The sequence below is a fragment of the Pseudomonas sp. NY15181 genome, from assembly GCF_048068055.1.
Taxonomy (GTDB): Bacteria; Pseudomonadota; Gammaproteobacteria; order Pseudomonadales; family Pseudomonadaceae; genus Pseudomonas.
In genome coordinates this window covers 15,742-27,830 of the sequence record NZ_JBLUPT010000020.1, presented here as the reverse complement: position 1 = coordinate 27,830, position 12,089 = coordinate 15,742, and the positions used below count along the sequence as shown (strand labels likewise).

At 64.9% G+C, this 12,089-nt stretch carries 6 protein-coding genes; 2 read left to right on the top strand and 4 right to left on the bottom strand.

Features of this window, described 5'->3' with window-relative positions:
• Positions 1 to 4,453 (top strand): tandem-95 repeat protein (locus ACNFBT_RS26995; RefSeq protein ID WP_416753857.1); only part of this gene is annotated, 4,453 nt, incomplete at its 5' end.
• A 114-nt stretch (positions 4,454 to 4,567) separates the two neighbouring features.
• On the top strand, positions 4,568 to 4,900 hold the full coding sequence (locus ACNFBT_RS26990) for a tryptophan synthase subunit beta (protein WP_416753856.1): 333 nt from the start codon (positions 4,568 to 4,570) through the stop codon (positions 4,898 to 4,900).
• A gap of 795 nt (positions 4,901 to 5,695) precedes the next feature.
• Here ACNFBT_RS26990 and ACNFBT_RS26985 read toward each other — a convergent pair.
• The 4 genes from ACNFBT_RS26985 to ACNFBT_RS26970 all read right to left on the bottom strand — a co-directional run bounded on the left by ACNFBT_RS26985 (position 5,696) and on the right by ACNFBT_RS26970 (position 12,001).
• Positions 5,696 to 6,868, bottom strand: a complete 1,173-nt coding sequence (locus ACNFBT_RS26985) for an integrase core domain-containing protein (protein ID WP_416753855.1) — start codon at positions 6,866 to 6,868, stop codon at positions 5,696 to 5,698.
• 360 nt (positions 6,869 to 7,228) lie between these two features.
• Entirely contained in the window at positions 7,229 to 9,172 is a 1,944-nt protein-coding gene (gene lapD, locus ACNFBT_RS26980) for a cyclic di-GMP receptor LapD (protein ID WP_416753854.1), read from the bottom strand.
• A gap of 15 nt (positions 9,173 to 9,187) precedes the next feature.
• Positions 9,188 to 9,838, bottom strand: a complete 651-nt coding sequence (lapG, locus tag ACNFBT_RS26975) for a cysteine protease LapG (protein WP_416753861.1) — start codon at positions 9,836 to 9,838, stop codon at positions 9,188 to 9,190.
• 189 nt (positions 9,839 to 10,027) lie between these two features.
• Positions 10,028 to 12,001 carry an alkyl/aryl-sulfatase gene (locus tag ACNFBT_RS26970; protein ID WP_416753853.1) on the bottom strand — a complete coding sequence of 658 codons (1,974 nt, stop codon included), beginning with the start codon at positions 11,999 to 12,001 and terminating at the stop codon, positions 10,028 to 10,030.
• Positions 12,002 to 12,089: the final 88 nt, after the last annotated feature.

The following is a 12,089-nucleotide window of genomic DNA, read 5'->3' as shown; positions in this document are numbered from 1 at the left end:
CACCCCGGCCACCGGCAACGTGCTGACCAACGACAGCGATGTCGACGGCGATGCACTGACCGTCACCGGCTTCACCGTCGGCGGCAACAGCTACGCCGCAGGCGCTACCGCGACCGTCAACGGCGTCGGTTCCCTGGTGATCAACGGCAACGGCAGTTTCACCTTCACTCCGGCGCCGAACTACAACGGCCCGGTACCGACCGCGACCTACACCGTCACCGACGGCAAGCTGACCGCCACCGCCGACCTCAGCTTCGCCAACGTCACCCCGGTGGACGACCCGTCGGTACTGACCCCGGACACCAAGACCGTCGCCGAAGACACTCAGGCCACCGGTAACGTACTGGGCAACGACCACGACGTGGACAACGTCCTCAGCGTCGCCAGCTTCAGCATCAGCGGCGTGACCGGCAGCTTCGCCGCCGGCCAGAGCGCCAGCATCAGCGGCGTCGGCAGCTTCACTCTGGGCAGTGACGGCCAGTACAGCTTCACCCCGGCGAAGGACTGGAACGGTGCGGTCCCCGAGATCACCTACACCACCAACACCGGCAGCAGCTCCACGCTGAACATCACCGTCACTCCGGTGAACGACGCACCGGTTGCCAACGCCGACAGCGCCACCGTCAACGAGGACAGCTCGGTCACTCTCGACGTGTTGCACAACGACACCGACGTCGACGGCGACCCGCTGACCGTCACCGGGGCCAGCGCCGGCAATGGCAGCCTGGTGATCAATGCCAACGGCACCGTCACCTACACGCCGAAGGCCAACTTCAGCGGCACCGACACCATCACCTACAGCATCAGCGATGGCCATGGCGGCACCGCCACCTCGACGGTGAACGTGACCGTGATCGCCGTGGCGGACAAGCCGAACCTCAGCCTGGACAGCAGCAGCGGCCACCCGCCGGCCACCGGCCTGACCCTGGAGAGCTGGACGGGCCTGGCGCTGGGCAACAACGGCAGCGGTGCCGCACCCTCGACCCTGCAATCGGTCATCGACGGCGCCGGCACGCCCAACAGCAGCGGCTCGATCAACAGCGTGAACAACGCCAGCGTCAGCGCTGGCACCGCCAACAAGGTCAGCGGCCTGATCTTCCTCGAGGCCGGCCACACCTACACCTTCAGTGGCGTGGGCGATGACAGCATCCGCCTGGTCGTCGGCGGCACCAACGTCGCCGAAGCCACCTGGGCTGGCACCGGCGGCACCAGCGGCCAGTTCAGCGGCAGCTTCACGCCCACCGAGAGCGGCTACTACACCCTCGCCCTCTACCAGCACAACCAGAGCGGCCCGGGCACCTACAACCTCAAGATCTCCGACAACGGCAGCGCGGCGCAGACCCTCGGTACCGGCAACGCGCTGGTCTACCACAACACCGGCGAGCTGACCGGCGCGGGCGAGCGCCTGGGCGACCTGGTCGGCAGCAACGGCCAGGGGCACTACACCGTATTCGGGCCCAACGAGGGCAACGAAGACACCAGCATCCCGCTGTCGAAGATCAACGCGGCGCTGGTCGACACCGACGGTTCGGAAAGCCTGTCGATCAGCATCGGCGGCATCCCCAACGGTGCCACCTTGAGCGACGGCAGCCACAGCTTCACCGCCGACGCCAGCCATGGCAGCGTGGACGTCACCGGCTGGAACCTGTCCAAGCTGACCTTCACTCCGCCGGCCAACGCCAACGGAACCATCACCCTGCAGGTGAACGCCACCGCCACCGAGTCGAGCAACCACGACCAGGCGACCACCACCCTGCCGCTGGACATCCACGTACGTGCCGTCAACGACGCCCCCAGTGGCGCCGACAACAGCATCACCCTCAACGAGGACAGCAGCCGTACCTTCAGCGCCGCCGACTTCGGCTTCACCGACGTGGACCAGGGCGACAGCCTGAGCGGCGTACGCATCGACAGCCTGTCGGGAGCCGGCAGCCTGACCCTCAACGGCGTTGCCGTGGTCGCCGGGCAGGTGATCGCCGCCACCCAGCTGGGCGGCCTGGTGTTCACTCCGGCAGCCAACGCCAGCGGCAACCATTACGCCGACTTCAACTTCTCGGTGAAGGACAGCGCCGGCGCCTTCGACCCGACGTCGAACACCATCACCCTGAACGTCACCCCGGTGAACGACGCGCCGCTGTCGGCGGACGCTTCGGCCAGCATCTACACCGGCAAGACCTACACCTTCGACCTGAAGGACTTCGCCTTCAACGACAGCGCGGACTCCGCCAACGGCCAGCCGCAGAGCCTGCAGGCCGTCATCGTCAAGTCCCTGCCGGACTCCGGCACCCTGTGGCTCGACGGCAGCAAGGTCGTGGCCGGCCAGGCCATCGACCCCAGCGCCATCGCCGGCGGCAAGCTGACCTTCGTACCGGACGCCTCGGGCAGCAACGCGCACTTCGACTTCGCCGTGCGCGACACTGGCGGCACCGCCAACGGCGGCGTCGATACCTCGGTGACCCACGGCTTTGACATCCACGTCGGCCAGGTGCAGATCCCGGGCACCACCCCCAACGGCGACAACAACCTGGTCGGCGGCCCGGGCGATGACGTGATCCTTGGCGACGTGGGCGGCACCCTGACCGTCACCCAGCCGGGCACCAACTACAACATCGCCCTGATCGTCGATACCTCCGGCAGCATGGGCGACAACCTGGCCGGGGGGAGCACCTCGAACTACAACGACACGCGGATGAAGCTGGTCAAGGATGCCCTGATCAACCTGGCCAACCAGCTCAAGGGCCATGACGGCGTGATCAACATCGCCCTGATCGGCTTCGACAGCACCGCCAGCATCAAGGTCAGCGTGAATGCCCTGACCGATGCCAACATCAAGCTGTTGACCGATGCCATCGGCAGCTCGCAGTACGAGGGCCTGCAGGCCGGCGGCGGTACCAACTACCAGGTGGCGTTCGGCCAGGCGGTGAACTGGTTCGGTACCGTGAAGAACGGCTACGAGAACGTCACGCTGTTCCTCACCGACGGCGACCCGACCGAGTCCAGCGGCAGCGGCACCCTGATGCAGAACACCACGCAGGCCTTCGCCAGCCTGTCGGCACTCAGCGAGGTCCGCGCGATCGGCATCGGCACCAACGTCAACGAGGGCACGCTCAAGTACTTCGACAACACCAATGTCACCGGCGCGGGTTCAGTGACCTATTACAAGGGCACTACCCTGTTCGACTTCGCTAACAGCAGCAACGACACCAGCCTGCCCACGGGGTGGAAGTCGACCACTGACGGGAAAGGCTCCATCACCGTCAGCAACGGCAAGTTGCAGATTGTGGACACCTTCACGGCCGGCTCCAGTACTGCAATCAGCTCGAACATGGCGGTTGCGGCGGGCAAGACATCGACCTTCAGCTTCGACTTCACCAAGAACCTGACCAAGGGCGACCAATTCACTTGGACCCTGGAGAAGCAGCGGGCCGACGGCGGCTGGGATCAGGTCGAGCAGCACATGATCGCCTCCAACACCAGTGGCAGCAACTTCTCCACCGGCGCAGTGGGCGAGGGTATCTATCGCCTGGACTTCGAGCTGAGCGACCTCACCAAAGGCAACGGCAATGGCAACGGCAATGGCAGCGACGCCACCGTCACCATCGACAACATCACCCGGAACGACCTGGTCACCGCCCCGGTCGGCCAGGTCGATATCGTCACCCAGGCCAACCAGCTCAATGCCGCCCTGCACGGCGGCTCCAGCATCTCGGACCTGGCACCCTCGGGCAACGACACCATCCACGCGGGCTCGGGTGACGACATCGTCTTCGGCGACACCATCAACACCGACAACCTGCCCTGGGGCGTCAACGGCAACCCGGTCAAACCAGCCGAGCTGCCGGCGGGTTCCGGCGTCAGCGCGCTGTCGGCCTTCCTGGAACTGAAGAACGGCCATGTGGCGACCTCCGAAGAGATGTACAGCTACATCAAGGAGAACCACGCGCTGTTCAACGTCGACGGCGACACCCGTGGCGGCAGCGACAATCTCTACGGTGGAGACGGCAACGACATCCTCTACGGCCAGGGCGGCAACGACTTCCTGTTCGGAGAGGGCGGCAACGACATCCTGTTCGGCGGCACCGGCGACGACCAGCTCACCGGCGGCAAGGGCAACGACATCCTCACCGGCGGTGCGGGTGCCGACACCTTCATCTGGAAGGCGGGCGATATCGGCAACGACACCATCACCGACTTCAAGGCCGGCGAAGGTGACCGCATCGACATCAGCGACCTGCTGCCGGATGCCGCGCACAACGACATCCTCAGCTACCTGAAGGTGGACACCGCGACCTCGACCCTGCAGGTGAGCACCACCGGCCAGGTCAACAGCGGCGCGGACGTCACCATCAAGCTGAGCGGCGTTGACCTGTCGACCTACGGTTCGACCTCCACCGAGATCGTCAACAAACTGGTGGCGGGCTCCGATCCCGTGGTCAAGACTGAGCATCACTGATTCGCCGTTGCCGCCAGGCGACGAAAGAGTCAGGCTCAGCCATCGCGCCGGCGGCGCCATCCTCTGGGGTGGCGCCGCTGGCGTACTTTCACTTCCGACAATGAGGACGGGCCGATGCTGTACATCCAGCGCAACGCCGAGGGAAAACTGGCGCGCGTCGAAGACGCCGAGTTCGATGGAATGACAGGAACGCTGCCGGCCGACCATCCTGACATCCTGACCTGGCAGGCCGCCGAGAGCAGCCTACTGCACCTCAAGCAGAGCGACCTGGACATGATCCGGGTGCTGGACGACCTGATCTCGGTGCTGATCGCCAAAGGCGTCATCCGCATCACCGACCTGCCGCCGGCGGCGCGCTCCAAGCTGCTCAACCGCACCCAGGCGCGTGAGGCATTGGGCGGGCTGACCCGGTTGATCAATGACGAAGAGGAAACGGGGCTGATCTGAGCCCCGTTTTCATTTGCAGGGAAAGGCCTCCTGCAAAGCCTGCCGGCGGACCGCTTTTCTGTAGGAGCGAGCTTGCTCGCGAACAGTCCACAGGACGATTCGGGGGTTATCCGCCGTCTTGTTCGGTGTTCATGCGCCGCTTCGGCGTGTGCTGAAAGGTATTGTTTCGCCCCCTCGGGCGAGTCCCTTTTGGAGCCCCAAAAGGAACCAAAAGGGCCCGTCCCGGCATCCGGCCCCGGCTTCGCCGGGGTTCCCTCCTTCCGGTATCGCTCCGAGGGTCGGCGTAGAAGGGCCATCCCTGGCCCTCTACGCCTCTCGCGGCATCCATGCCGCTCGCCCCTCTGCGCAATACCTCCACTCGGCCTCCTGACGGGACTCTGCGCGCGCCTGCGACTTTGGTTGCTTCATGCTGGATTGCTCTTCGTAGGCTGGCGTAGAGCGAAGCGAAACCCATCATGGCGGATAACGCTGCGCGTTATTCGCCCTACAGGTGTTCATCCTGCAACGCGGGTGCAGTGGTGAGCCTTCGCGGACAAGGGCTAGGCGCCCCCGTCTCTCCTACGAAAAGCGGTTTCCAGAGAAATATCCGCACGCACCGGAGCGCCCCTTCAGGAGGCCGAGTGGAGTCGGAGTTTCAGGGGTTGAGCGGCATGGATGCCGCGAGAGCGTCGTCGGGCCAGGGATGGCCAGTCGACGCGGGCCCCTGAAACTTCGATGGAGCGAGGGAACCCCAGCGAAGCTGGGGCCGGATGATGGGGTGTAGGAGACAACCACATAGGTAACAAACGAGTTCAGTCACATAGGTGACACTCGCATCTTCAGATATCGCCTACTTCGCTCCCGTTCGTCCAGCTTGCCGATGATGATCGGCCCGAAATGAACAGCCCAAACGCCATCGCCGATCAGTTCCAGACCGACAAGTTGACGCTGTAGGACTGAGCCCACGTAGATCTGCATGCCACGCCGGTTGACCAGCCCGGCACTGTCGACTCGATAGACCTCGATATGACTCGCGTAGCTAGGCTCGGGCAGGCGGCTCGGGAAGGGACGCGAGGAATGAACGTAGAGTTGTGCTGGTGTTTTCTGCTCCAAGGCTTCATGAAGTCGCTCATGGTTGTAATGCCGGAGAAACTCATCGAAGCGGGCCTGCTGGCGTTTGAGATCAGGCTCCGGCAACTGTGCCGTGGCGAGCTTGAGCGTGCGGTGCATACGTTCATGACGACCGTTCTGCTCTGGCCGTCCGGGAGCGATACGCTCGGGCAGGATGCCCAGTCGCAGCCACCAGATCGATAGCTGGGAAAGCCCTGCACGGCCCTTGCTGACAAAAGGGGTACCGTTATCCGTACGCATGCGTGCTGGCAGGCCATAGGTACGAAACAGTCGCTCGAAGACCACCTGTGTTTCGGCCAGGCGCGGCCCGAGCAGACCGTCGCAGGCCAGCAGATAACGGCTGGCGTGATCCATGATCGTCAGCGGATAGCACCATTGCCCATCACGCGTCAGGAATTGGCCTTTGTAGTCGGCCGTCCAGAGATCGTTGGGAGATTTGGCCGAATGCAGTGGTTTTGCATAGGCCGGCACGCGTTGCCGCAAGCGGCGCGGAGAAATCAGGCCCGCCTGCTTGAGAATGTTGTAGATCGTCGTCCGCGACGGACTTTGCCCTGGGTAACACTGCTCGACGAGCACCTGGATCTTCTTGGGACCCAGATCGACATTCGAGCGGCGACGCAGATCGAGGATGTACTCGCGAATCACGTAGGGCGTCGTCAGTGCCTGATGATGACGGCGCCGACTCTGCTCGCCCAAGCCTTCCAGACCGCTCTGCCGGTAGCGCTCGACCCACTTGTAGCCGGTTTTCCGGCTGATGCCGAAGCGCTCGCAAAGCACGGTGAAGCTATACAGTTCGCGCAGGTAGTCGGCAATGAATAGCACTTTCTCGTCCATAGGTTTCAGCTCTCGCCAAGGCATGGGGTAATCCTCGTGAGGTGACCCCTGCAGGTTAGAAACTGTTACCCATGTGCCTGAACAAAACTGTCACCTATGTGGGTGAGTCGTACCGGGGCAAGACCTTTGCCCACTTTGGGTCGTTTGCCAAAGTGGGGCGCCCGAGGGGGCGAAACAAGAAGTCTCAGCACACGCCGAAGCGGCGCATGAACGCCGAACAAGACGGCGGATAACGCTTGAGGCATTAGAGCGTCGCGGACGAAGTCCGCTCCTACGAGAGCAGTGCCGTACCCAACCTCTCGGAGCGAGCTGTTATCGCGATCAGCCCAGGTTCACGAGCAAGAACTAGGCGTCCCCCTCGCTCCTACGAAGAGCGAAGATCCATCACCACGGCGCCGGCACACCGAACAACTGCCCCTGCGCGCCCTGAATCCCCATCTCGCGCAGTACGCGGAATTCCCCGGCAGTCTCCACGCGCTCGGCGATCAGCGGCAGGTCGATGCTGTGCGCGGCGCGCTGCATGGCCTCGATGAACAGGCGCTTGTCGTTCTCCTGGTCGATGGCGCGGATGTGGCTGCCGTCCACCTTCAGGTAGGCCAGGCCCAGGCGTGCCAGGTTGCCGATCATGCTGAAGCGCCCGCCGAAATGCTGCAGGCTCAGGCTGTAACCCAGCTCGCGCAGGCGGCGGGTCAGGGTTTCCAGTACCGCCTGGGCCGGCAACTGGTCTTCCTCCAGCTCCAGGGTCAGGCGCCCGGCGAACTGCGGATACTGGCGCAACAGGTCGAACACCCGCCCGGTGGCCCATTCATCGCGCAGCAGCGCCGCCGACAGGTTCAGCGCCAGTGGCCGGTCGTGCCGGGCCAGGTCGGCGAGCACGCTTTCCAGCATCAGCAGGTCGAGCCGCGCGGTCCAGCCAAAGCGGTCCAGCCAGGGCAGGAAGCGCCCGGCGGCGATGTGGCCGCCCTGCCCGTCCGGCAGGCGCGAGAGCACCTTGTAGTGCAGCACCCGGGTGGGCTCGCTGCACGCCACCACCGGCTGGAAATACAGCTGGAAGCGCTTGCGCACCAGGGCCTCGTCCAGCAACTGGTGCCAGGAATGGCGCTCTTCGGCGACCGGGTTCGCCCCGCTCTGCAGGAACGCCCAGCAACGCTCGCCTTCACGCTCGGCCAGTGCCAGCGCCTCATCGGCCAACACCAGCAGCGCCTGCGCCGACTCGCCGGAAACGAAGGGCACCAGCCCCATGCTCGCCACTGGGCTGACGTCGCTGGCCCCGGTGCTCGCCAGGGTCGCCAGCATGGTCTCCAGGCGCATCGCAAGGGCGGGCGCCTCCTCGGGCATCAGCCCCGGCGCCAGCATCACGAACTCGCCGCCACGGCTGCGCGCCAAGGTCAGGCCGGCGCCCAGGCCCTGCCCGGCCAGGCGCAGCTGATCGGCCACCGCCTTGAGCAGCTGGTCGACACGCTGGCCGCCCAGGCGCTGGTTCAGGCCGGCCAGGTCGCGCACCCGCAGCATCAGCAACAGGCCGCTACCGACCTGGTCCTCGGCACTCAGCCGGGCATGCAGCTGCATGTCGAAGAAGCGCCGGTTGCCCAGGCCGGTCAGGCTGTCCTGGTAGGCCTCGTCTCGCAGCCGTTCGCTGCGTTCGGCCTGCTCCTGGAACAGCGCCTTGAGCTTCTCCACCATCTGGTTCATCGCCTGCACCACACGACGCAGCTCGGGTGTACGCGGCAGCTCGGGCAGACTGAGGAATTCGCGGCGTGCAATGGCGTGGGACTGCTCCACCATGTAGTCCAGCGGCTTCAACTGGCGGCGCAGCAGTACCGCCCCGAGCACGCCGCTGGCCACGCCGCACAGCGCCAGCCACAACAGGCTGCCCAGCGCGCTCTGCCAGAGCTTGGCGATGGCAAACATCGGGTGGCTCAGCACCTCGACCCGTGCCGCCTGGGTCCAGCCGCGGCTGACGATGGCGTCACCGCCGGCCGAATGCAGGTCGATCAGCGCAACGAACCACTGCGGCACCTTGGCCGCCACCGCGTCCGGCACGCCGGTGCGCTCGACGATCACCTTGCCACTGGCCAGGTCGACCACGCGGATACTCTCGAAGTAGCCACTGTCGAAGATCGAGCTGACCATCAGTTCGACCATCGCCGGGTCGTCGATGGTCGGTGCGAGCGACAAGCCCAGCGCCGTCGCGGCATCCTGGGCGTGGGAACGCAGCTGGTTGACGTACTGCTCGCGGGAGCTTTCCAGGCTGACCATGAAGCTGCCGCTGAAGGCGACCACCAGGAACAGGCAGATGGCGATGAGCAATTGTTTGAACAGGGACATCGTGTCTCCACGCTCTCATTCGTTCAGGGGAAAGCCTTCGGCTTTCATTTTCTTCAGCAGGTCCTGCCAGCGCGACAGCCGCTTGCTGTCGCCGACCTGCTTGCCGCCGCTGGCGTTGGCCAGCCACAGCCCTTCGCCGTTGAAGGCGTACACCGGTTGCAGGTCAGTGCGCTGGCTGGCTGGCAGGAGGCTGCCGATCAGGTTGTCCAGCACCAGCGGCACTGCATCGGGACGGGGGTAATACGTCAGCACCATGTGCGCCTGGTTCAGGCGCAGCGCCTTGACGTAGGTGATGCGCAGCTTCTGCGCCGGCACGCCGAGATGTCGCAGGCTGATGTACTTGGCGATGGCGAAGTCCTCGCAATCACCACCGCCCTTGAGCAGCGCCTGCACCGGCGTCGCCCAGTAGTCCACTTCGCCCCACAGGCTGAGGTCGTCGGTGAAGTGCAATTGCGCATTGAAGAAGCGGTTGACCGCCTGCAACTGCTCGCGCTCGGGCAGGCCGGCGGTCTCTTCGAGCAGGCCCTGCCAGGCGTCGATGCGCGCACGCCCCTCGCCCAGCGGGCCGTAGAGCGATTCGGCGCGCTGGTCGATCAGGTGGAAGTCCCAGGCGTCCGACTGCGCCCCGGCCAGCACCGCGAGCGACACCGCCAGCGCCAGGAGCAGGGCTCCGGGCCGATAACGGCGCAACGCACGGATGGAACGGCTGGACACGATCGCGACTTCTCGACAGCGAAGGCGCACGCCTCGCTAGGCGAACGCCGGAGCGGCATGGTGCAAGCTGGTCGCGAAAAAAACAATGGCACAATGCAATCAAGCACTGTGCCATTGTCGGTCGGCGGGAAGGGGGTGGGATCAGCCCTTCTGCGGCGGCGTGACGATGTCGAACCAGAACTCGAAGTCGTCGAGCATGCCGAACAGTTTCGCCAGCAGGAGCGGATTGCCCGAGCTCTTGAGCTTGCCCTCGAACACCAGGCGCACCGGCGAGACTTCCTTGAGCAGCAGGCGGTTGAGGTCGGCGCGGTCGATGGTGACGGTCTGCCCGGCATTCTCGTTCTGCACACCCTTGATGTTGTTCAGGTGCGAGTTCTTCAGCTCCAGCAGGTATTGCTCGTTCAGGTCCGGCAACACCAGGTTGATGCTGATGTCCTCGCCTTCGGCCTTCTGCGCGTTGAGGCGCACGCCGAGGTAGTCGAACAGCAGGCCGGTGTCCATCGCCGCCAGAGCATCGGCGCTGGTCACGCGCAGCGAGGGTTGGTCGCGCGGTACGCCATCACGCAGTTCCTGCGCGGCCGCCAGGTAGCTATTGCGCCAGCCGGCGTTCTCCGACTGGTAGCCGAGCTGCTCCAGGGCGTCGGCCTGCAGCTCGCGGGCGGCCTTGTTGGTCGGGTCGGCGAAGACCAGCTTGTTGACCACCTCCACCACCCAGCGGTACTCGCCCTTGTCGTAGGACTGCTTGGCCAGCTGCAGCAGATGGTCGGCGCCGCCCATGAACTCCACGTACTTCTTCGCCGAATCCTCCGGCGCCAGCGGGTTGAGGGTCGCCGGGTTGCCGTCGTAGTAGCCCAGATACTTGTTCACCACCGCGCGCACGTTGTGGCTGACGCTGCCGTGGTAACCCCGGTTGAACCATTCGTTGGCCAGCTCAGGCGGCATCTGGAAGCGCTCGTGGATCTGGTTGATGGTCACGCCCTGGTTGGCCAGGTACAGCGTCTGGTCGTTCAGGTAGCCATACAGGTCACGCTGCTTCTCCAGGGTGCGGACGATGTCGTCGTGCCCCCAGCGTGGCCAGTTGTGCACGGCGAACAGCACCTCGGCCTTGTCGCCGAAACGGTGCAACGCCTCGTTGATGTATTTGCTCCAGCCCAGCGCGTCGCGGGTCTCGGCGCCGCGCAGGGTGTAGAGGTTATGCAGCGTGCCGACGACGTTCTCGGCCATCAGCAGCGCCTTCTGCTGCGGCAGCCAGACGTTCATCTCGGCCGGCGACTCGGTGCCCGGGGTGTTCTGGAAGGTGACGGGCACGCCGTCGATCTCCAGCTCCTGCAGGTCGCCTTCGATCAGCTTCGTCGGTGCCAGGATGCTCAACGGTCCGCGTGCCACGCCCTTGCCGATGGCCATGTCGACCTGGCCCTGCTCGCCCTTGGGCAACAGCGTGCCGTACTGGTAGGTGGCGCGACGGATCATGGCGTTGCCGGCCAGCACGTTCTCCTTGATCGCCGCTTCCATGAAGCCCTTGGGCGCGTAGATTTGCACCTCGCCGTTGTCCACCTGCTCCTGGGTCACCAGGCCCTTCACCCCGCCGAAGTGGTCGGCGTGGGCGTGGCTGTAGATGATCGCGCGGATCGGTTTCTGCCCCAGTTCCTGGCTCACCAGGGCGTAGGCGGCCTTGGCGGTGGCCGGAGTGGTCAGGGTGTCGATGACGATCCAGCCGCTCTTGCCCTCGACGAAGGTGATGTTGGCGAGGTCGAAACCGCGGACCTGGTAAATGCCGTCGGTGACCTTGTACAGGCCGTACTTCAGGTTCAGCAGGGCCTGGCGCTGCAGGCTCGGGTTGATGCTGTCGATGTCCTTGCCGGCATTGAGGAAGTCGTAGCTGCCCAGTTGCCAGGCGATGCTGCCGTCCTCGTTCTTGATCACCAGGTTCTCCGGGCGCTTGATCAGCCCCTTATCCACCCGATCGAAGTCGGCGCGATCGGAGAACGGCAGCGACTCACGCACCTTCTGCTGGGCGGCGATGGTGAACTCGGTGGGCGGCTTGGGCTGCTCGGCGGCGGCGAGCAGGCCCGGGCAGAAGCTGGCCAGCAGAACGGCGGCGGAAAGACGGGACATCGGAGGACTCCGGAATTTGTTGTTGTGCTCGCACTATGCCGGCCGTCGCGCTAATAATTCCAATGCATTCCAATTTTACAATCGATGC

Excerpts from the sequence above, each read along its gene's own strand:
- ACNFBT_RS26985 (WP_416753855.1), bottom strand. The coding sequence starts at position 6,868 with ATGCCTTGGCGAGAGCTGAAACCTATGGACGAGAAAGTGCTATTCATT.
- ACNFBT_RS26970 (WP_416753853.1), bottom strand. The coding sequence starts at position 12,001 with ATGTCCCGTCTTTCCGCCGCCGTTCTGCTGGCCAGCTTCTGCCCGGGC.
- ACNFBT_RS26990 (WP_416753856.1), top strand. The coding sequence starts at position 4,568 with ATGCTGTACATCCAGCGCAACGCCGAGGGAAAACTGGCGCGCGTCGAA.
- lapD (WP_416753854.1), bottom strand. The coding sequence starts at position 9,172 with ATGTCCCTGTTCAAACAATTGCTCATCGCCATCTGCCTGTTCCTGGTG.